We start from the raw sequence: 19,906 nt of genomic DNA on the forward strand, positions 1-19,906 counted from the left end.
GTGAGCCATGTCTCAGACTTTTCTCCTCTGCGGGCAATAGGAAATACCTATAGGTCCTTGCCAGAGATGTATTCACGGGTGACCCCGACGAAGGCCTCGGCCGCCGAGGTGAGCGGTCCGGCGGCCCGGTAGGCCAGCGTGACACGCAGGGTGGACGTCGGTTCCAGGCGCATGACGGCGGCTCCGCAACGCCGCGCAAGATCGGCCCAGGCCGCAGCCAGGATGGTGAGGCCTCCGCCTGCGAGGACGAGAGGCAGGAGGGTGGAGCGGTGCGCCACCTCCACGGCGATGTGGGCGTCCACGCCGGAAGCGAGGATCTCGTCCACCACATGCCGCATGACGCTTCCTGCCGGAGAGGTGATCAGGCGCTGGCCTGCCAGCTCGGAAGGATGCACCGTGGACCCGTCGGCGAACGGTTGTCCCGGCAGACCGATGAGCACCATCTCCTGATCCTCGAGCGTTTCCAGCCGGATACCCGGCGGCGGGGAAAAGGGGGCGCTGCCGAAGAGTCCGAGTTCGCAGGAGCCGTCAGACAACATCGCCATCACGTCTGCGCCCGTGTAGGCCGGCTGCGCGCTGATGGTCATTGCCGGGAAGAGCCGGCCGAACCGCACGGCCAGGGTGCTGAACGGTTCCACCGCCTGGGAAGGGAGCAGCGCTATGTCCACCTGTCCCACCTGCGCGCCCTTGAGTGAGTCCGCGGTGAACTTCACCGCGTCAAGGTCGCGCACGGCCCGGCGTGCCGGTTCTATCAGCGCCCGGCCTTCCGCGCTGACCACCACCTGCCGTCCCGTCCGGTGAAACAGCTGCACGCCAAGCTCACGCTCCAGTGCCAGCACGGCCTGCGAGAGTGAGGGCTGGGCCACCAGGAGGTGTTCTGCGGCGCGTCCAAAGCCGCCGTGGTCAACGACCCCGAGGAAGTACTTCAGATGCCGGATATCCATGCTGCTCCTGCGCTACCGGGAGAGGTGGTTCGGGAGGCTGCTGCCCGGGGCCCGGCCGCGGATCTCCAGCAGCTCACGGGCGTGCGCGGCGAGGCGCTTGTCCTCCTCGGAGTGTGGAATCCAGGGTGGTACGGGGACCGCTGTGCCCGTCTCGTCGCGCGCCACCATCACCGTGAGGCAGTAGGTGGTGAGCTGCATGTCTCGCCCGGTGGGCTTGCCGGAACGGACGTGCACCGCGATGTGCATGCCCTTGTTGCCCGTGTAGACCAGCCGCGCCTCCACCTCCACGAGATCGCCGATCAGCAGCGGGCGGTAGAACCGCACTCCGCCGGAGAAGACTGCCACCGTGTCCTGCCCGCAGTAACGGGTGGCGCACACGTAGGCGGCTTCGTCGATCCAGTCCATCACCGTGCCGCCGTGCACCTTCCCGCCCCAGTTGACGTCGGTGGGCGCGGCGAGGAAGCGGAGGGTCACCCGTTCGGCGGTGCCGGCGTCGGTATATTCCTGCCGTTTCATGGCGGCGACAATGGCGTCCCGCACCTCGATCCGCGCAACCGCGTGATCCCGCCGTTCGACCTCCTCGGGCACAGAGGGCTCGAACTGCGGTACCGGCACCGGCTTGCCGTCCGGCCCTACCGCCACGAAGATCACGAGGCACTGGCTCCGCATGGTCGCTTCACCGCCCTGGACGTCCCCGGAGGAGACAACCGTCTGGATGTGCAGGGAGGACTTGCCGGTATAGACGATGGTGGCTTCAACTTCGACCATGTCGCCGACGTTCACCGGGTCCGCAAAATGGATGTTCCCGACGTACGCCGTCACGCAGTAGCTCTTGGCCCATCCCACGGCGGCGGCGTAGGCGGCCTTGTCCACCCACTCGAGTACCGTTCCGGCATCCACGGAGCCGCTGTGGCCGAGGTCCGTCGGGGCGGCCAGGAACCGCAGCGTCACTGAGTGGGGGTTGGGTCGGTCAGCCTTGTCGACGCGTCCTTGCGTCCTGTTATCCATGGTTGTTTACCGTATCGGAACCCGGAACTTTCGTGCAGTTATGGTGCTTTCGCGACGTCGGAAGCCACCAGAAATGCACAAAAGTTCCACCCCGAAACTCCAACGCAATTCTCAGGTTCCCGGTGTAGCGTGGCGCACAGGCCCGCCCCCCAGCACTCCACCGGAACGAGGAAGTTCACAATGACTCGTACAGGTCGAAAATCATGGCGTCAGTGGACTCCTGCTGCAATAGCCGCCGGAGCGGTCGGAGCAGCGGCGCTGGTGGCCCCGTTCTCCGCCAACGCAGCGGTTGACCTCCCGGACAAGACCGCCGCAGAGGTCCTCGCACTGGTTCAGGAGAAGGACGTCGCAGCGTTCTCCGGCACTGTGGAACAGACCTCCAACCTGGGCCTCCCCGATCTCTCGGCCCTGGACGCGGCCGGCGGCGGGAACGGCTCGCCAAACGACGACGACGGCGGTGACACCTCCCCGGCCAGCGCCGCGATGGAACTGGTCACCGGCTCCCACACGGCCCAGGTGTACGTCAACGGTCCCGATCAGTCGCGCCTGCAGGTACTCGACCAGCTCGAGGAACGCAACGTCATCCGCAACGGAGATGAGCTCTGGTACTACAACTCCGATGAGAATGAGGCCCTCCACGCCACCCTCGGGGATCATGAGAAGCCCGACGGCGGCACCCAGGCACCGCACGACCTCGCCGCCCACTTCCTCGAGAAAGTCGACCCGTCCACGGAAGTCACCGTCGGTTCCGACCGCATGGTCGCCGGCCGTGCGGTCTACGACCTCATCCTGACGCCGCGCTCCGCTGAGACGCTCGTCGGCTCGGTCACCGTAGCGGTCGACGGCGAAACCGGACTTCCCCTGGGCGTCGCCGTGGCAGCGGCCGGCAGCAGTGACCCGGCCTTCAGCTCCGCATTCACCGACATCAGCTACGAAGCACCCGATGAAAGCCTCTTCGCCTTCACCCCGCCGGACGGTGCAACCGTCACGGAAGTGGACCCGAAGGATCACCAGCGCGGTGAGCACACGCATAAGGAAACCGCGGAAGCAGAGAAGCCGACCGTCATCGGTGAAGGCTGGGACGCCGTCGTCGTTGTTCCTGCCGGGCAGCAGCAGATTCCGGAAGAACTGGCGCAGCTCAGCACCCCGGTCGACGGCGGGCAGCTGCTGTCCACCACCCTGGTCAACGTCCTTCTTGCCGACGACGGCCGTGTCCTCGCCGGTTCCGTCACGGTTGAACGCCTGCAGGCAGTAGCCGCCGGACAGTGAGCGGGGCCGCCGACCTCGTCATCGAGACCACCGGCCTGACCAAGCGGTTGGGCGGACGGAGCGTGCTCAACGGGATTGATCTCGCGGTGCCGCGCGGTTCGGTGTTCGGTTTCCTGGGGCCGAACGGTTCGGGGAAGACCACCACCATCCGGATCCTGCTGGGCCTGGCCTCAGCCACCTCCGGAGACGTCCGGGTACTCGGCGAATCCATTCCGCGGGCGCTGCAGCAGGTTCTCCCCCGGGTCGGTGCGCTGGTGGAGGGCCCGGGTTTCTATCCGTTCCTCTCCGGGACCGCGAACCTGCTCCGGCTCGACGCAGCCGACCGCTACGTTTCCCCCTCCACACGCCGGCAGCGCGTCGACACGGCGCTCGAACGGGTAGGGCTTTCCCAGGCCGCGGGGAAGAAGGTAGGCCGCTACTCGCTCGGCATGAAGCAGCGCCTCGGGATCGCCAACGCCCTCCTCACCCACCGCGATCTGATAGTCCTCGACGAACCGACCAACGGCCTCGATCCGCAGGGCACCCGCGAGGTCCGCCACCTCGTCCGCTCCCTGACGGAGGAAGGAACCACGGTCTTCGTCTCGAGCCACCTGCTGACGGAGGTCGAGCAGATCTGCTCCCACGCCGCCGTGCTCAGCGCCGGTTCCCTCGTGGCCCAGGGCAGCCTGGAGGAACTGCGCCGGGCCGGCGAACCCCGCCTCCGCGTGGTCACCCCTGACTTGCCGCAAACTCACACTGTGCTGCGCCGGCTCGGAACAACACCCGACGACGACGGCGCCTCCCCCGGCGCGCACATCATCACCGCGCCCCTTCCGGACGGCGTGACGCCGGACCGGATTGTGCGGGAACTCGTTGAAGCCGGCGTCCGGGTGAACGGTTTCAGCGTCGATCAGGCCGGCCTTGAGGACCTCTTCGTGGCGCTGACCGGGGAGGGGTTCGACGTTGTCCAGTAAGACGTTGTCCAGTAGCACGGCGTCACGGAAGTCCGTCGGGTGGCGGTTCCTCGGGTCGGAGCTGTCCGTCCTCTTCCGGCGGCGGCGCACCTGGGCCCTGCTTGCTGCGCTTGCGGCGATCCCGGTGTTGATCGCCGTCGCAGTGAAGCTGTCATCCGGACCGCCGCGCGGGCGCGGGCCGGCCTTCCTGGACCAGGTGAGCCAAAACGGACTGTTTGTCGCCGTCGTCGCCACCATCGTGGCCATTCCGCTGTTCCTGCCGCTGACCGTCGGGGTGGTGGCAGGTGACACCGTCGCCGGTGAGGCGAGCACCGGCACGCTGCGGTATCTCCTCATGTCGCCCGTGGCGCGCGGACGGTTGCTGGCAGTGAAGTACGCGGGCGCCGTCGTCTTCTGCCTGGCGGCGACGTTCACCGTGGGCTCGGTGGGCACTCTTATGGGCGCGCTGCTGTTCCCGGTGGGGCCGGTGACCACCCTGTCCGGGACCACCATCGACGTGACCGAGTCGCTGGTGCGCATTGCGCTGGTGTGCCTCTACGTGACGCTGTCCCTGCTGGGGCTGTGCGCCGTCGGGCTCTTTATGTCAACGCTGACCGACGTCCCGGTCGGAGCGATGGCCGCAACCGTGGTGGCGTCGGTGGTCAGCCAGGTGGTGGGGCAGCTGCCGCAACTGGAGTGGATCCATCCCTGGCTGCTGACCCACTACTGGCTCGGTTTTGCGGACCTGCTGCGGGATCCGGTGGTGTGGGACTCCTTCGCCGCGAACGCCGTGCTGCAGGCGGGCTACATCGTGGTGTTCGGCGCCCTCGCCTACGGCCGCTTCAGCACCAAGGATGTGCTCGCGTAGCCGACGTGTGCTGGCGCCGGCTGCTCCGATGGTGAAAGGATCGCACCCATGACCGACAACGCCGCTGAGAGCACCCACGAGCACCCCGAGGATCCCCGCGAGGAAGTTCTCGAACCCGAGCCGCACGCAGGGCATGCCTCTAACATCCGTGAACAGCAGGGAACGCATGAGGCCGGGGCGGCTCCGGCAGCCTACGTTGGCGGCGACGAACCCGGAGAAAAACCGGAAGACGCCGCCGACAACTCAGGCAACTGGGACGAGATGGGCCGGGAAAACCCGGTGAAGGAACCCCGGAACGAGGAAAGCTGACCGGTAAACGCTAGACCAGTGCGCCGTCCAGGACGGTCACTGCAACATCGTTTGAGCTGTGGTCGTACCGGAAGGTGACCACACCGCCGTCGTGCTGGAGGACGTGGTTGGCGCCGTTCCGCACGCCGAACGCGCCGTAGTTCTCTTCCCATGAGCGGTCGATTGCGACCTTGTACTCATACGTGCCTGCGGGCAGCTGGGCAGTGAGTTCCCAGCGCTGCGATACGGGGCTGTACGCCATCTGGACCTGATCCGCGGCCGCCGACCAGTCCTCGGCGCCCAGACGGTGACCGAAGCTGCCGGCGAGCGCAACGGCGTCGGGCGCGGTGGCGTAGCGTGCGCCCTCCTCGGTGACGGTCCACCCGGTGCGGCCCTTGAGGATGAAGCCTTCCTTGACCAGCGTGGCGGTGGCGGCCGAGAGGCGCTTGACGCCGCGGGCAACGCCGCCGCTGAGAACTTCGCTCTCCCACTCGCTCAGCGGAACGCGGGCAACCGCTGCTGCCAGCACCTCCGTGCCTTTAACGGGCGCTCCGGGCTGCTCGGCCAGGATCTGGACGATGGCCTTCAAGCGGGCTGCGGTGTTGTCTTGGGCACTCATGTGTGGACCTCTCGATTTGCTGTACTTCCGAGAAAATTTTGACAGCGCATCCCGGCATTGCCGGGGAGCCCGCGCGCGACCCGGCATGTCGTGTCGAATTGTGACTGACGCCTCCCGGGACCCTTGCGTCTTATTTCACTGAGTGAGAAAGATATTTCGTGAAACCTATGGTGTAGGTCACAACGCGCTGCTAACGTGATACCTCGAAGCCAACGGCGGGCTCCTTCTTCGGAGCTATCTACCAGGTGGACCTGCAAATCCCCATACCGCAGCAGTCTGGTCGCAGAACACCGTCTTCTAGTTGGCGTCCGTGGACTCGAGCGATTGCTGCCCCACATTCGGGAGCATCTCCATGACTACCACCACCAAAGAAGAGCAGTTCCTCTCCAAGGCCATTTCCCTGGCGACCGACAACGTTTACAATTCCGGCGGCCCGTTCGGCGCGCTGATTGTGACACTCGACGGGCGCTCCTTCGAGGGCGCCAACCGGGTTACCGCCAACAATGATCCGACGGCGCACGCGGAGGTCATGGCCATCCGCAACGCGTGCGCTTCCCTTGAGACGTTCGATCTCTCCGGCAGCACCCTCTACACCAGCTGCGAACCGTGCCCCCTGTGCCTGTCGGCCGCACTCTGGGCCCGGGTGGACGCCGTCGTATTCGCTGCTGACCGGAACGACGCCGCCAGGGCCGGATTCGACGACGCCGTGTTCTACGACTACTTCGCTACCCCTGTGGAGGACCGGTCGATGCCGGTGCGCCAGTACAAGCTGACGACGTCGGCTCCCGTTCCTGCTTCATCGCCCTTCGAGGCGTGGAACTCCCTCACCGCCCGCGTGGATTACTAGGAGACCGCCATGGCAATCCTGACCGACACCGGCAGCCACCCCGAGCCCGGCCGCCCCACAACCCGCCGCCCCGTCCAGCCCGGGAATCTCAGCCCGCTGGACCGTTTCTTCAAGATCACCGAGCGCGGCTCCACGCGAAACCGTGAGGTCCGCGGCGGCTTTGTCACCTTCTTCACCATGGCGTACATCGTCATCCTCAACCCGCTGATCCTCGGTGGATTCAGCCCCGACGCCGCCCCCTTGGATGTTGAGGGCGGCTGGCTCCAGGCAACGCAGATCGCCGCGGTCACGGGGCTGACTGCCGGCGTCATGACCATCCTCTTCGGGGTGGTCGCCAACCTGCCGTTCGGCATCGCCGCCGGCCTGGGCATCAACTCGTTCCTCGCCGTCTCCGTGGTTGGCGACGTGACGTGGGCTGAAGCCATGGGACTGGTGGTCATCAACGGACTGCTGATCGTACTGCTGGCCGTGACCGGCGCCCGGACGGCGATCTTCAACGCCGTTCCGCGTCAGCTCAAGGCGGCGATCACGGTGGGAATCGGACTCTTCATCGCCTTCATCGGCTTTGTGGACTCCGGCTTCGTGACCCGGACCGCCGGCGGTCCACCGGTTCAAATGGGCGACGGCGGATCCATCACCACGGTTCCGACCCTGGTGTTCATTGTTGGCCTGGTGACCATGGGCATCCTGATCGCCCGGAAAGTGCAGGGCGGGCTGCTCATCGGGATCATTGTCACCACGGTGATCGCCATCGTTGTCGAGATGTCGTTGCGGCTTGGGTCCGGCGGCCCGGACAACCCGGCCGGCTGGCATCTGAACGCGCCGGTCATCCCCTCGAACATCGTGTCGCTGCCGGACTTCAGCCTGGTCGGCGCCTTCGACCTGTTCGGGGCGTTCGACCGCATCGGCGCACTTGCTGCCACCATGCTCGTGTTTACCCTGGTGTTCACCAACTTCTTCGATGCCATGGGGACCATGACCGGCCTCGCGAAGCAGGCCGGGCTGACTGACAAGCGGGGTAACTTCCCGAGGCTGAAGTCCGCACTCGTGATCGAGGGTGTCGGTGCTGTTGCCGGCGGCGGCTCGTCGGCATCATCCAACACGGTCTTCATCGACTCCGCTGCAGGAATCGGCGAGGGGGCCCGCACCGGGCTGGCATCCGTGGTGACCGGTTCGTTGTTCCTGGCGGCCATGTTTTTCACTCCACTGACCGCAGTGGTGCCGCTGGAGGTAGCGGCGGCGGCCCTCGTCGTCGTCGGTGCCATGATGGTTGCGCAGATCCGGGAGATCGACTTCCGGAACTTCTCGATCGCGCTCCCGGCGTTCCTGACCATCGTGACCATGCCGCTGACCTACTCGATCGCCAACGGGATCGGCGCAGGATTCATCAGCTGGGTCATCATCCGCGCATCGTCCGGCAAGGCACGCAAGATCCACCCGCTGCTCTGGGTGGTGGCGGCCGGGTTCCTGGTCTACTTCGCCCGCGGACCGATCACGGTGTGGATGGGCGGGTGAGCACGCCGGCGCTGGCCGGGAGGGCAGGCTTCTCACAGTGGTGAGCCAAAGCGGTGGGCGAAAGGTAACGCGGCAGGACTCCGCGGGAAACGTGGCGGAAATACCGGATCAATAGCGTCTTCCCATGCTGCCCGGCCCGGACTGCATGGAAACGAGACCCCCGGAGCCCATTCCTATGTCCTATGTGAAGCCCAGTGACCTGATCACAACGATGATCGACGCAGGCGAGTCGAAGATCTTCATGTCCACCCGGGACACGGTAGTGCGCGCGGCGATGGCCGGCGCACTGCTGTCCCTGGCGGCTGCGTTCGCCGTCACAGTGAGCGTGACCACCGGCATCCCGCTGGCGGGGGCGATCCTCTTTCCCGTCGGGTTCATCCTGCTCTACCTCCTCGGCTACGACCTGCTGACCGGGGTGTTCGTCCTGACGCCCCTCGCGCTGCTGGACAAGCGCCCCGGCGTCACGGTGCGCGGCGTCCTCCGCAACTGGGGCCTGGTGTTCGTGGGGAACTTCATCGGAGCGTTCACGGTGGCCGTGCTGATGGCGATCGTGGTGACCTTCGGTTTCGCCATCCCGCCGAATGAGGTGGGCGTCGCCATCGGTCACATCGGCGAGGGGCGCACGCTGGGCTATGCCGAGCATGGCGCCGCCGGGATGCTGACGCTGTTCGTCCGCGGCATGCTGTGCAACTGGATGGTGTCCATCGGCGTCGCAGGCGCCATGATGGCCAAGGACGTCCCCGGGAAGGTGATCGTCATGTGGATGCCGATCATGCTCTTCTTCTTCATGGGCTTCGAGCACTCGATCGTCAACATGTTCCTGTTCCCGTCAGGGCTGCTGCTCGGCGCCGAGTTCACCATCCTCGACTACCTGGTCTGGAATGAAATCCCGACGGTGCTCGGCAACCTCGTGGGCGGCCTGTTGTTCACGGCGCTTCCCCTCTACGTCACCCATGCCCGGACAAAGGCACCGTCGAACGCCGCGGTTCTTCCAACAGTGGATGACATCGCACGCATTGAGAGCGGGATCCGCAACTAAGGTTGCGTCCGGCCGAGCGGGTACGGCGGTGTTAGTCCGCCCACTTACCGGCCATCTTATTATGAGTGATTCATAACAACTGCTAGCGTGGAAGCCGCAGGACCGCCTGATCGTCAGGCGCCCACCCGCTTCTTCCCTACCCGGCAGCGTCGCCTCCTCGGACGCCGCGCCCGGCCATGACAGCACCGCGTCGTCCTCCTTCAGCCTGAACACACCGTTCAACAACCAGGAGATGACATGACACTTCTCGCGAACCGTCCCGTTAAAACCGTTGATACCCAGTTCCCCGAACAACTGCCACCGAACGGCGGCACCTATGTGACAACGCGTACGCGTCCGGTGATCACCGGCAGCTATGTCACAACGGAGAACGGCGGAACCGTGCCCGCAGGAGCGATCCGCGGCCGGTATGTCTCCCTCGGCCACCGTCAAGGTTTCGGTGACCGTGAGGGCAGGTACACCGACCGCGGCTAACGCTTGCCCTGCGCCCATTAGGCGGGCCGGTTAGCGGGAGGAGAGCCGCCGCAGCAGGTCCGCCGCCGCGCTCACCGCGATCACGGCCGGCGCCTTACCCGTCACGTCCGGCAACCCGATCGGGCACTGGATCCGGCCGATCTCAGTCTCGGAGTACCCTTCCGCCGCCAGCTTCTGCCGGAACCGCGACCACTTGGCCTTCGACCCGATCAGCCCCACACTGCCCAGATCACCCCGGCGCAGCGCGGCATCGCACAGCAGGAAGTCCTCCGAGTGGTCGTGGCTCATGATGAACACGTGCGCACCGGCAGGCAGTTCACCCAGGAATGAGTCCGGCACCGGCGTGTGGACGGCCTGCACGGACGCCACCCCGTAGATGACATCCGCCAGCCGCTCCGGCAACAGCTGCTCAGCCCGGCTGTCCACCAGCAACAACCTCAGCGGCAGCCTGGATAGAACCCTTCCGAGCTCATACCCAACATGCCCGACGCCGAACACCGCCACCGTAGGCAGTGACAGGAACGGTTCAAGCAGCACCCGGACCTTTCCGCCGCAGCACTGCCGCCCATGCTGGGTCACCGCGTGCTCGTTCAGCGAGAACTCGACGTTCTCCGCGGACGAGACACCGGCCGCCATCATCTCCCGCGCCCGGTCGATCACCGTCGCCTCAAGGTTCCCGCCGCCGATGGTCCCCCAGGTGGAAGAAGCACCGACGAGCATCTTCGCCCCCGCCTCCCGCGGCGAATGCCCGCGCACCTCCGACACGGTCGCCAGCACCCCCGGCAGGCCCGAGGACCTCAGGTGCTGCAGCGCCTCCAGCCAGTCCATCTCAACGCACTGAACCCGAAGCGGAGGGCACAAGATCCTCCGAAGAGGCAGCAGACGACGACGGCGCAGACACCCGTTCGATCGCCCAGAACACTGCTTCCGGAGTGGCGGGGCTGGCGAGCTCCACGGCAACATCACCCGGCCCGAACGCGGCAACCGCCTGGCGCAACGCCTCCCGCACACTGAACGCCAGCATCAGCGGCGGCTCGCCCACGGCCTTCGACCCGTACACCACACCGCTTTCCGTGGCCCGCTCAAACAGGTGGACGTTGAACTCCTCGGGCATCTCCGAGAAGCTCGGCAGCTTGTACGTGCTCGCCGACTGGGTGGTGATGCGCCCGCGGTTGGGACCATCCGAGGCGTCCCACCGCAGGTCCTCAAGGGTCAGCCAGCCGGCGCCCTGCACAAAGCCGCCCTCGATCTGCCCGACGTCGATCATCGGCGAGAGGCTGTCGCCGACGTCGTGCACGATGTCCGTCCGCAACTGCCGGTAGGCGCCGGTGAAACGATCCACCTCCACCTCGCTGACGGCCGCGCCGTAGCTGAAGTACTTGAACGGCTCGCCCTGCATCCGGGTGCTGTCCCAGTGCAGGCCCTCGGTCCGGTAGTAGCCGGCGGCCCAGAGGGACACCCGCTGGAAGTAGGCGTCGCGGGCCAGTTCGGCGAAGGTCAGCGACGCGTCGTGGAAGCCGATGCCGGTGACCTTGCCGGCGTCGAACCGCACGTCGTCCGGGTGGATGTTGAGCTTCCGGGCAGCGACTTCCGCGAGCCGGGAGCTGATCTGCTCGCAGGCGTTCTTGATTGCGCCGCCGTTGAGGTCCGCACCGGAGCTCGCCGCCGTCGCGGACGTGTTGGGCACCTTATCCGTCCGCGTCGGCGCCAGCCGCACGGAGGACAACGGAACACCGAGCGCCGTCGCCGCCACCTGCCGCATCTTGGTGTGCAGGCCCTGCCCCATCTCCGTGCCGCCGTGATTGATCAGCACCGACCCGTCCTTATAGACGTGCACCAGCGCGCCCGCCTGGTTGAACGCGGTCAGGTTGAAGGAGATCCCGAACTTCACCGGCGTCATACCGAGCGCCCGCTTGGTGTGCGGGTGCGACGCATTGAACGAAGCAATCTCCTCCCGGCGCCGGGCGATGTCCGAACGGTCCTCCAGCGACCGCCAGATCGCCTGCAGCCGCTCGGCGTGCCGCACCGGCTGCCCGTACGGCGTGCTCTGTCCCGGCTCATAGAAATTACGACGGCGGAGCTCGCTGGGATCCAGCCCCAGCAGCGGCGCGCACCGGCCGAGCAGATCCTCGATCACGAGCATTCCCTGCGGACCGCCGAATCCGCGGAACGCCGTCTGCGACGTCTTGTTGGTCTTCGCGATCCGGCCGTGCACCTCGATGTTCGGGATGTAGTACGCGTTGTCGATGTGGCACAGCGCCCGCGCGAGAACGGGTTCGGAGAGATCGAGGCTCCAGCCGCCGTCGCTCGTCAGTGTGGCCTTCAGGGCAAGGAGGCGGCCGTCGTCGTCGAACCCTGCTTCCCAGCGTGCGTGGAACGGGTGCCGCTTTCCGGACATGGTGATGTCCTGGGTGCGGTTCAGGCGCAGCCGGACGGGCCGGCCGGTGAGGGTGGCGCCGAGCGCAGCGATGGCCGCCCAGCCGTGGGGCTGCATCTCCTTGCCGCCGAACCCGCCGCCCATCCTCAGGCACTGCACCGTGACGTCGTGGTTGGCGAGGTTCAGTACATGCGCAACGATTTCCTGGGTCTCGGACGGGTGCTGCGTGCTGCACTGGACAAACACCTGCCCGCCCTCGTCGAGATACGCGAAGGACGCGTGCGTTTCGAGGTAGAAGTGCTCCTGCCCGCTGAACTGGAATTCGCCGCTGAACCGGTGCCGCGCCTTTTCCAGGGCCTTGTCCGGCTCGCCGCGGGCAACCGTGGGGCGGTTCCCCTGGAAGCTTTCCGCCTCGATGGCCTCCTCCAGCGTCACGATGGAGGGCAGCGGCTCGTAGTCCACCTCCACCGCCTCAGCGCCCAACCGTGCGGCCTCCAGCGACTCTCCCAGCACCCAGCACACGGCATGGCCGTAGAACATGACCTCGCTGGGGAAGAGCGGTTCGTCGTGCTTGATGCCGGCGTCGTTGACGCCTGGAACGTCCGACGCCGTCAGCACCCGCACCACGCCCGGCACCTTCAGCGCGGGTTCGGTGCGCAGGTCCAGGATGCGGGCGTGCGCGTGCGGGGCCTGAACCGGCCAGGCGTGGAGGACGTTGGAGCTGCGGACAATCAAATCGTCCGTGTACAGCGCGGTGCCGGTGACGTGCCCGGCTGCGCTTTCATGCGATACCGGGATGCCCACCACGGGATTTACGGGGCGGTCTGCGAGCGATTTCACCTGGCCACCTCCAGTTCTTCGGCGTTCTCGGCATGGAATTTCAGCAGTGCCTGCCTCAGCATCGCCGACCGGTACAGCGAACTGGCCCGCATGTCATCGATCGGCGTCCCTTCACCCGCCATCACGGCGGCGGCGGCGGCCACAGTATCGGACGTCCAGGGCTGGCCGACCAGCGCCTCCTCCGTGGCCAGGGCGCGGATCGGCGTGGCTGCCACACCCCCCAGACCGATGCGCACGGAGCGTACGACGCCGGCACTCAGCTGCAGCGCGATGGCGACGGACACGCTGGAAATGTCGTCGAAGCGCCGCTTGGCGATCTTGTAGAACGCGGTGCTCTCGGCGAGCGGGAGCGGGATGCGGATGGCGCGGAGCATCTCATGGGGCTTGCGCACGCTCTGGCGGTAGCCGGTGTAGTACTCCGACAGCGGCACCTCACGTTCCCCGTCGGCGGAGGACAGGACAACCCGGGCATCCAGCGCCAGGAATACGGGGGCGGAATCACCGATGGGCGAGCCGGTGGAAAGGTTCCCGCCGAAGGTCGCCGCGTTGCGGATCAGGCGCGAGGCGAACTGCGGGAACAGGTGGCCCAGCAGCGGCACCCGGCCGTCCAACGCCCGTTCGACCTCCGAGAGTGTCAACGCCGCGCCGATCTCGATGGAATCGGCGCCGAACGCCAACCCACGGAGTTCCTCGAGGCGGTCGATGGCCAGCACCAGCGGAGGGCGGGAGTGCCGGAGGTTGACCTCGACGCCGAGGTCCGTGGCACCGGCAACCAATTTCACGTCGGGGTTTTCCTGCAGGGCTGCGTGCACCTCGTCCAGGGACTGTGGACGGATGAACTCCGCCTCACCGCTGACCCGGGTATGCCCCGGCGCAGGCGCCGGCCGGTTCTGACGGTCGAGCAGCGGATCCGACTCAGCAGGAACATCGAGCGCGTACGCCGCGTCCCGGATGGGCCGGTAGCCGGTGCACCTGCAGAGGTTGCCGCTCAGGGCGTGGAGATCGAACCCGTTGGGGCCGCACTCGTGGTCGGTGGCGTGCTCCTCGCCGACGACGGCTGTTCCGGTTTCCCGGTCCTCCTGCGCCGGCGAGCGCTCCGGCCGGTAGTACTCCGCTGCCATGGAGCAGATGAAGCCGGGGGTGCAGTAGCCGCACTGCGAGCCGCCGCGGTCGGCCATTTCGCGCTGCACCGGGTGCAGGTCCTCCGGCGTGCAGGCGTCGGAGACATTGCCCAGGCCCTCGGCGGTGATGATTTCCTGGCCGTCGAATGCCAGCGCCGGGGGGAGACAGGCGTTGACGGACGTCCACCGGCTGCGGTCCGGCCCGTCGGGCCGGGCTACGAGGATGGCGCAGGCGCCGCATTCCCCTTCCGCGCAACCCTCCTTGGAGCCGGTAAGGCCCTCATTCCGTAACCAGTCGAGTAATCGAGTGGAGGGGTTTGTTCCGCTGCAGTCCCGGACTTTGCCGTTGACGGTTACCTTGATTCCGTCCATTGTTCACGCTCCCGTACCTAACCGGACCGACGCGCCAACCAAACAGTGCGGGGATCCCGGACCGCGTGGAAGGTCCGTGCCACAGTGTTCGTTACGTAGTTTCGGTGTGACCTAGCGTACACCCATTCCGTGGAATTGTGTTTCCACAATGCGGGATAAAGCGCGCGCAAGTGTCCGGACTCCGGGGGACATGGCAAGGAGCCCCCGGAAGGGATTCGGAGGCCCATGTGCTGCTAATGAAAACAGCAGATGCGAAAGGCGCATCACGCCCGGCCTCCGGAATCCCATCGAGGGGCTCCTTGCAACAATTTTCCGCCCGGGCCTCAGGCGTTGTCAACGGGAGGATGCAGCGGATGCGCGCCGCCGTTCCGGGCATACCGCGCAGGATTACCAGCGGGACGGGATCCCGTACCCTCCGCGGTAGAACAGCAGCGGATCCTCATCGACGCCCTCGTCCAGCGCGTGCACCAGCGCCGCCACAATGGTGTGGTCACCGCCGTCGTACTCTGCCCAGAGAGTGCAGTCCGCCCAGGCGATCCCGCCGTCCAGAATCGGGGCGCCGGAAGGCGCCGGCGACCAGCGGACGCCGGCAAAGCGGTCCGCCCCGGAGCGAGCGAAAGCGTTGCTGATGTCCTTCTGCTCCACGGAGAGGACGTTGATGCAGAAACTGCCGGCCTCGCGGATCAGGGGCCACGTGGTGGAAGTCCGGGCCGGGTTGAAGCTGACCAGGGGTGGGTCCAGCGAAAGAGAGGCGAAGGACTGGCAGGTGAAGCCAACCGGGCCGTCGTCGGTCACGGCGGTCACCACGGTGATGCCGGAGCAGAATCTGCCCAGCACCTCTCGCTGTGTCTTGCCGCCTCCGGGGAACGGTGCCATACGGTGATCCTCTCGGCCGGCCCATGACCGACATTGCATACCCATAAGACTCTCAACTGCCTCGGGGGAGGTATCCAGTTCTTTACCTCACGTTTCGCTTCCTTCCCGGGACTCCGGGGCCGGCGCCCATACTGGGGGAAAGCCGCCAGCTTCAAAGGAGACCCCATGGCAACCACTGACGGAACCCGCCGGCACGTCCGCTTCAACGCGTTCGACATGAACTGCGTGGGGCACCAGTCCCCGGGCATGTGGCGCCACCCGGATGATGAGTCCTGGCGGTACAAGGACATCCGCTACTGGGCGGATCTGGCGAAGACGCTCGAGAGGGGCCTCTTCGACGGCATCTTCATTGCCGACGTGCTCGGCACCTATGACACGTATGGCTCCTCCAACGCCTCCGCGCTGCGCGAGGGGACGCAGGTCCCGGTCAACGACCCGTTCCTCCTGGTCTCCGCCATGGCCGTAGTCACCGAGAACCTTGGCTTCGGCGTCACCGCCGGCACCGCGTACGAGCACCCGTACCCGTTCGCCCGCCGCCTCTCCACCCTGGACCACATCACCAACGGCCGCTTCGGCTGGAACGTGGTCACCGGCTATCTCCCCTCCGCCGCGCGGAACATGGGCAACGAGGACCAGCTTGAACACGATGAGCGCTACAACCATGCCGATGAATACCTTGAGGTGGTCTACAAGCTGCTCGAGGGCTCCTGGGAGGACGACGCCGTGGTCCGCGACCGCGAGCGCGGCATCTTCACCGATCCGGAGAAGGTGCACGAGATCCGCCACGAGGGCAAGTACTTCAAGGTGCCCGGCATCCACATCAGCGAGCCCTCGCCCCAGCGCACCCCCGTGATCTACCAGGCCGGGGCGTCCTCCCGCGGCATCGCGTTCGCGGCAGGGAACGCTGAGGCCATCTTCGTCGCCTCCCCCACCAAGGACATCCTCAAGGACACGGTGACCAAGATCCGCGACGCCGTCGAGGCCGCCGGCCGGGACCGGCACTCCGTCCGGATCTACACCCTGCTCACCGTGATCACCGATGAGACCAGCGAGGCCGCGCACGCCAAGCACGAGGAGTACAAGCAGTACGCCAGCAACGAGGGCGCGCTGACCCTGATGTCCGGCTGGATGGGCATCGACCTGTCCGAGTACTCCCTCGATGACCCGATCGGGGAAGTGAAGTCCAATGCCATCCAGTCGACGGTGTCCAACTTCCAGAAAGTGAACGACGACGGCAAGCCCTGGACCGTGCGTGACATCGCCGAATCGGCGAGCATCGGCGGCCTTGGACCGCGCCTGGTCGGTTCCGGCGCCGAGGTCGCCGAGGAGCTCATCTCCTGGGTGGATGAGACCGACGTCGACGGCTTCAACCTGGCCTACGCCATCACGCCCGGCACGTTCGAGGACATCGTGAAGTACGTGGTCCCCGAACTGCAGAAGCGCGGCGCCTACCAGACCGAATACGCGCCCGGCACGCTGCGGAACAAGCTGTTCGGCAAGGGCGACAAGCTTCCGGAGGACCACAAGGGCAGCGGGTACCGCATCGGAGCCGCTGCCCGGCAGGTGTAACCCGGCAGGTGCAGCCCGGCAGGTATAGGGGGGCAGATGTAGGGCGGTAGAGCCCGCCTACACGCCGACCTTCGACAGGATCGCCGCCAGCGCGGCCTGCACGCCGGTGGAGAGGGTCGGCTCCATGGCGGGCGCAAAGAACGGGGAGTGGTTCATCGGCACCGGGTCGGCGGCCAGGGTCTCCTCGGTGTGGCCGCCGAAGAACCAGAAGACGGAAGGAACGCCGATCGACTCGGCCAGCAGGCCGAAGTCCTCGGATCCCATCAGCGGCTCGATCTCGTTGACGCTGCCTTCGCCGAGCTCCCGGCGGAGTGCTTCCACCACGTCCGAGGTGGCCTGCGGATCGTTGTAGTTCTTGGGGAACGTGTACAGCTCCTCGATGAGCGGCTCGGGAGCATTGGACGCCTCCGCCTCAGCCCGGATGACCCGCCGCAGCGCGCCGAGCACCTTTGCGCGCACCGCGTCGTCGAACGTGCGGATGTTGAGCGTGAACTCGGCATCGGCGGGAATGATGTTCTCCTTCAGCCCGCTGTGGAAAGAACCTACGGTGACCACGGCCGCGCGGCGGGGATCGATCTCCCGCGAGACGATCGTCTGGATCCGGGTGATGATGTGCGCTCCCAGCACAATGGGGTCGATCGAATCCTGCGGCTGCGACCCGTGCGACTGCCGGCCCAGCAGCGTGACCTTCCAGGAATCCGCCTGCGTCATGGTGTGGCCGGAGGCGTACTGGATGGTCCCCGCCAGGCCCGGCATGACGTGCTGTCCGTAGACCACTTCCGGCTTCGGCGCCCTGTCCCATAGACCGTCCTCCACCATGGCCCTGGCTCCGGCGGCGGTCTCCTCGCCCGGCTGGAAGATCAGCACAACGGTGCCGGACCAGCGGTCGGTGGATCCGGCAAGGACCTTCGCGGCCGTCAGGAGGGTCGCGGCATGGGTGTCGTGTCCGCAGCCGTGCATCACCGGAACTTCCGTTCCGTCGTCGAGCGTTCCGGTAGCGGTGCTGGCGTAGGGCACGCCGGTGTCTTCCCGGATGGGCAGCCCGTCAGTATCGGCGCGGAAGGCCACCACCGGGCCCTCACCGTTGCGCAAAACGCCGACGACGCCGGTGCCTCCGCAGACGAAGGTCTCCAGTCCCGCTCGCTCCAGTTCCGCCTGGATGAGCGCGGCAGTCCGGTGCTCCTGCATCGAGAGTTCGGGGTTAGCGTGCAGATGCCGGTACAGGTCATGCATTTCGGCGCGCTGCTCGTCGGTCAGTACGGGTGCGGGCGAGGTGGTGATCATGGTGGTGAGGGCTCTCTGTTGCGGAGGATTCTGGGACCAGGGCAGTTTCAGGCTGCGGGCTGGGCTTCCTTGCGGGCAAACCAGGCGATGATGATCGTACCGATGACCGAGATCGCGGTGGAGACCATGGCCAGGCCCGGCACCAGCGGCAGCAGGACAAACTGGACCAGCAGGACCACGGCGAAGGCGATGAGCGTGGGCCGCAGCTGCTTCATGGAGATGATGGCCTGGACAATGACCGCGCCCATCACGGCCGGCAGCACATAGATGCGGGCCACGTCGGTGACACCCGCCGGCACCACGCTGATCAGCCAGGTTCCGAGGATCCCCACGAAGACCAGCAGTGACAGGAGGTGGACGGCCGCTGCTCCGCAGATCGCCATGATGGCGGCGAAGTTGCCGCGCTCCGTCCCGGGCCTGGCACCGATGCTGGTCTGTGCCACCAGCACCGAGGGCAGGAGCTTGTTCGAGATATTGCCGATCATGAACGCCTGGTACATGGCGGCGGGCCCGAGGATCGGGAAGTAGGTGATCGGCTCCACCAGCCAGATGACAAAGAAGGTGCCGAGGACGGCGGCGACGGCGGTCCAGAGCTGGGTGGAGGTGATGCCGAGGTTTCCGAACAGGACCAGGTAGAGCGGGCCGCCGACGGAGATGATGAGACCGGCGATCATGGTCAGCCGCCCCCACCGGGAGGTTGTGCGGTCAAATTCCGCGAGGTCCGCCGTGGCCTGCGCTGGGCTCAGAGTGGTCATTGGATTGTTCCTTCCGGACAGTTGGGCGGTCATGCGACTGGGCCGAGGCCGGCGGTGTGGGCGGCGTAGGCAACAAAGAGGGCAGCGACGATCGCGAAGCCGAGGCCCCACTCCCGCAGCCAGACCCGGTTCAACCGCTTCGCGAGGAACAGGCAGAGTGCCATGACAACGCCCGCGGTGAGGAGGGTGATGAGGTGCGCGGCGCTCTTGGGGATCTCACCGATTCCAATGGAAATGAAGGCGGCCAGCAGCGCTGCGGCCGGAACCACGGTCATGATCAGCGGGTTCACCTTGGCGAGCTTGTGCTCGCCGCGCTTCAGCAGCGGCGTTGCAATCAGGGTAGTGAGCATCCACATTGCCCCGCCGATGCTCATCGCGAAGAATGCGACGGCGAAAACCTGCTGCGTGTAGGTGGCATCACCGAGCGTGGCGCCCATGGTTGTCGCGGCGATGTTGGCGGCGCCGGTCTCGTAGGCGGCCGATCCGATCAGCCCGATGCGCACCAGCACGGCCGGTGTGCCGAAGAGTGCCAGGAGCGCGATGGCAACCAGCACGACGGCGAGTGACGGCCCGATCGCCGCAACCGCTCCCGAGCGGAAAGACGTTTTCAGCTCCGCTCCGGTGATCCCGGCTGCGGGAGCTGCCTTCCGTGCCGCACGGATGTAGATCACGGACTGGAGGATGATGACGGCAAAGACGCCGAGTGCACAGGCCCACAGCACGGGCATGTTGGCGATGGAGAGAATGTTCGTCGAGCTGCCGTTCTCGACAAGCTGGGTGGGCATCATGGGAGGCCTTCCGGGGCTGCTGGTGATGGGTAAAACACTTGCTTTCATTGTGGAGTGACCTGCACCACATGGCGCTGAATCCCTGATAATTTACAGATCAGGTGCTATTTCCGGAGGAAGT

The 19,906-nt window shown here is 66.4% G+C and carries 19 protein-coding genes; 9 read left to right on the plus strand and 10 right to left on the minus strand.

The genetic code is table 11. From position 1 onward, the window contains the following. Positions 1 to 47 precede the first annotated feature (47 nt). Entirely contained in the window at positions 48 to 944 is an 897-nt protein-coding gene (locus BLS52_RS14720; RefSeq protein ID WP_026544380.1) for a LysR family transcriptional regulator, read from the minus strand. Between the two features lie 12 nt (positions 945 to 956). Continuing rightward, the gene (locus BLS52_RS14725; protein WP_090587700.1) at positions 957 to 1,952 is read right to left on the minus strand and encodes an acyl-CoA thioesterase; all 996 of its coding nucleotides are present in this window, start codon (positions 1,950 to 1,952) and stop codon (positions 957 to 959) included. Between the two features lie 180 nt (positions 1,953 to 2,132). Between BLS52_RS14725 and BLS52_RS14730 the strand changes: the two genes are divergently transcribed. From BLS52_RS14730 to BLS52_RS14745, 4 genes are read left to right on the plus strand one after another with little or no spacing between them, the layout of a single operon-like run. Further along, positions 2,133 to 3,221, plus strand: a complete 1,089-nt coding sequence (locus tag BLS52_RS14730; RefSeq protein WP_090587702.1) for a LolA family protein — start codon at positions 2,133 to 2,135, stop codon at positions 3,219 to 3,221. Further along, entirely contained in the window at positions 3,218 to 4,174 is a 957-nt protein-coding gene (locus BLS52_RS14735; RefSeq protein ID WP_090587703.1) for an ABC transporter ATP-binding protein, read from the plus strand. The genes BLS52_RS14730 and BLS52_RS14735 overlap by 4 nt, the downstream gene beginning before the upstream one ends. A 4-nt stretch (positions 4,175 to 4,178) precedes the next feature. Then, on the plus strand, positions 4,179 to 5,021 hold the full coding sequence (locus BLS52_RS14740; RefSeq protein WP_245702886.1) for an ABC transporter permease: 843 nt from the start codon (positions 4,179 to 4,181) through the stop codon (positions 5,019 to 5,021). 48 nt (positions 5,022 to 5,069) lie between these two features. Then, on the plus strand, positions 5,070 to 5,330 hold the full coding sequence (locus tag BLS52_RS14745; protein ID WP_090587706.1) for a hypothetical protein: 261 nt from the start codon (positions 5,070 to 5,072) through the stop codon (positions 5,328 to 5,330). Between the two features lie 10 nt (positions 5,331 to 5,340). On the opposite strand, the gene BLS52_RS14750 is transcribed toward BLS52_RS14745, so the two are convergent. Continuing rightward, the gene (locus tag BLS52_RS14750) at positions 5,341 to 5,928 is read right to left on the minus strand and encodes a pullulanase X25 domain-containing protein (RefSeq protein WP_090587708.1); all 588 of its coding nucleotides are present in this window, start codon (positions 5,926 to 5,928) and stop codon (positions 5,341 to 5,343) included. 352 nt (positions 5,929 to 6,280) lie between these two features. Here BLS52_RS14750 and BLS52_RS14755 point away from each other — a divergent pair, with 352 nt between their 5' ends. From BLS52_RS14755 to BLS52_RS14770, 4 genes are all read left to right on the plus strand, one after another. Continuing rightward, the gene (locus BLS52_RS14755; protein ID WP_090587709.1) at positions 6,281 to 6,775 is read left to right on the plus strand and encodes a nucleoside deaminase; all 495 of its coding nucleotides are present in this window, start codon (positions 6,281 to 6,283) and stop codon (positions 6,773 to 6,775) included. Positions 6,776 to 6,784: 9 nt separating this feature from the next. Then, the gene (locus BLS52_RS14760) at positions 6,785 to 8,290 is read left to right on the plus strand and encodes an NCS2 family permease (protein ID WP_090587711.1); all 1,506 of its coding nucleotides are present in this window, start codon (positions 6,785 to 6,787) and stop codon (positions 8,288 to 8,290) included. A gap of 175 nt (positions 8,291 to 8,465) precedes the next feature. After that, positions 8,466 to 9,329, plus strand: a complete 864-nt coding sequence (locus BLS52_RS14765; protein ID WP_090587713.1) for a formate/nitrite transporter family protein — start codon at positions 8,466 to 8,468, stop codon at positions 9,327 to 9,329. A 237-nt stretch (positions 9,330 to 9,566) separates the two neighbouring features. Further along, positions 9,567 to 9,803, plus strand: a complete 237-nt coding sequence (locus BLS52_RS14770) for a hypothetical protein (protein ID WP_090587714.1) — start codon at positions 9,567 to 9,569, stop codon at positions 9,801 to 9,803. 30 nt (positions 9,804 to 9,833) lie between these two features. Here the strand turns inward: BLS52_RS14770 and xdhC are convergent, their stop codons facing one another. From xdhC to BLS52_RS14790, 4 genes are all read right to left on the minus strand, one after another. Beyond that, a complete protein-coding gene (gene xdhC, locus BLS52_RS14775; protein WP_090587716.1) occupies positions 9,834 to 10,631 on the minus strand; it encodes a xanthine dehydrogenase accessory protein XdhC in 798 nt (265 codons plus the stop codon). 1 nt (position 10,632) lies between these two features. Then, entirely contained in the window at positions 10,633 to 13,020 is a 2,388-nt protein-coding gene (gene xdhB / locus BLS52_RS14780) for a xanthine dehydrogenase molybdopterin binding subunit (RefSeq protein ID WP_090587717.1), read from the minus strand. Further along, the gene (locus BLS52_RS14785; protein WP_090587719.1) at positions 13,017 to 14,513 is read right to left on the minus strand and encodes a xanthine dehydrogenase small subunit; all 1,497 of its coding nucleotides are present in this window, start codon (positions 14,511 to 14,513) and stop codon (positions 13,017 to 13,019) included. Before BLS52_RS14785 ends, xdhB begins: the two co-directional genes overlap by 4 nt. 387 nt (positions 14,514 to 14,900) lie before the next feature. Continuing rightward, complete coding sequence (locus BLS52_RS14790) at positions 14,901 to 15,389, minus strand: flavin reductase family protein (RefSeq protein WP_090587720.1); 489 nt, start codon at positions 15,387 to 15,389, stop codon at positions 14,901 to 14,903. 165 nt (positions 15,390 to 15,554) lie between these two features. Between BLS52_RS14790 and BLS52_RS14795 the strand changes: the two genes are divergently transcribed. Continuing rightward, the gene (locus tag BLS52_RS14795) at positions 15,555 to 16,958 is read left to right on the plus strand and encodes an LLM class flavin-dependent oxidoreductase (protein ID WP_090587722.1); all 1,404 of its coding nucleotides are present in this window, start codon (positions 15,555 to 15,557) and stop codon (positions 16,956 to 16,958) included. A 57-nt stretch (positions 16,959 to 17,015) separates the two neighbouring features. Here BLS52_RS14795 and BLS52_RS14800 read toward each other — a convergent pair whose 3' ends face one another. The 3 genes from BLS52_RS14800 to BLS52_RS14810 are packed head-to-tail and all read right to left on the minus strand — an operon-like array spanning position 17,016 to position 19,782. After that, positions 17,016 to 18,242: an amidohydrolase gene (locus BLS52_RS14800; RefSeq protein WP_090587723.1), complete on the minus strand. Its 1,227-nt coding sequence runs from the start codon at positions 18,240 to 18,242 to the stop codon at positions 17,016 to 17,018. Between the two features lie 47 nt (positions 18,243 to 18,289). Next, on the minus strand, positions 18,290 to 18,997 hold the full coding sequence (locus BLS52_RS14805; protein ID WP_090587725.1) for a hypothetical protein: 708 nt from the start codon (positions 18,995 to 18,997) through the stop codon (positions 18,290 to 18,292). Between the two features lie 29 nt (positions 18,998 to 19,026). Next, the gene (locus BLS52_RS14810) at positions 19,027 to 19,782 is read right to left on the minus strand and encodes a DUF5058 family protein (protein WP_090587745.1); all 756 of its coding nucleotides are present in this window, start codon (positions 19,780 to 19,782) and stop codon (positions 19,027 to 19,029) included. Positions 19,783 to 19,906: the final 124 nt, after the last annotated feature.

The organism is Arthrobacter subterraneus (assembly GCF_900099735.1).
Classification (GTDB): Bacteria; Actinomycetota; Actinomycetes; order Actinomycetales; family Micrococcaceae; genus Arthrobacter_D; species Arthrobacter_D subterraneus.

Bases quoted from the DNA above. Each gene is read 5' to 3' on its own strand.
- BLS52_RS14720 (WP_026544380.1), bottom strand. From the start codon at position 944: ATGGATATCCGGCATCTGAAGTACTTCCTCGGGGTCGTTGACCACGGC.
- BLS52_RS14725 (WP_090587700.1), bottom strand. From the start codon at position 1,952: ATGGATAACAGGACGCAAGGACGCGTCGACAAGGCTGACCGACCCAAC.
- BLS52_RS14730 (WP_090587702.1), top strand. From the start codon at position 2,133: ATGACTCGTACAGGTCGAAAATCATGGCGTCAGTGGACTCCTGCTGCA.
- BLS52_RS14745 (WP_090587706.1), top strand. From the start codon at position 5,070: ATGACCGACAACGCCGCTGAGAGCACCCACGAGCACCCCGAGGATCCC.
- BLS52_RS14750 (WP_090587708.1), bottom strand. From the start codon at position 5,928: ATGAGTGCCCAAGACAACACCGCAGCCCGCTTGAAGGCCATCGTCCAG.
- BLS52_RS14755 (WP_090587709.1), top strand. From the start codon at position 6,281: ATGACTACCACCACCAAAGAAGAGCAGTTCCTCTCCAAGGCCATTTCC.
- BLS52_RS14760 (WP_090587711.1), top strand. From the start codon at position 6,785: ATGGCAATCCTGACCGACACCGGCAGCCACCCCGAGCCCGGCCGCCCC.
- BLS52_RS14765 (WP_090587713.1), top strand. From the start codon at position 8,466: ATGTCCTATGTGAAGCCCAGTGACCTGATCACAACGATGATCGACGCA.
- BLS52_RS14770 (WP_090587714.1), top strand. From the start codon at position 9,567: ATGACACTTCTCGCGAACCGTCCCGTTAAAACCGTTGATACCCAGTTC.
- xdhC (WP_090587716.1), bottom strand. From the start codon at position 10,631: ATGGACTGGCTGGAGGCGCTGCAGCACCTGAGGTCCTCGGGCCTGCCG.
- BLS52_RS14785 (WP_090587719.1), bottom strand. From the start codon at position 14,513: ATGGACGGAATCAAGGTAACCGTCAACGGCAAAGTCCGGGACTGCAGC.
- BLS52_RS14790 (WP_090587720.1), bottom strand. From the start codon at position 15,389: ATGGCACCGTTCCCCGGAGGCGGCAAGACACAGCGAGAGGTGCTGGGC.
- BLS52_RS14795 (WP_090587722.1), top strand. From the start codon at position 15,555: ATGGCAACCACTGACGGAACCCGCCGGCACGTCCGCTTCAACGCGTTC.
- BLS52_RS14800 (WP_090587723.1), bottom strand. From the start codon at position 18,242: ATGATCACCACCTCGCCCGCACCCGTACTGACCGACGAGCAGCGCGCC.
- BLS52_RS14805 (WP_090587725.1), bottom strand. From the start codon at position 18,997: ATGACCACTCTGAGCCCAGCGCAGGCCACGGCGGACCTCGCGGAATTT.
- BLS52_RS14810 (WP_090587745.1), bottom strand. From the start codon at position 19,782: ATGCCCACCCAGCTTGTCGAGAACGGCAGCTCGACGAACATTCTCTCC.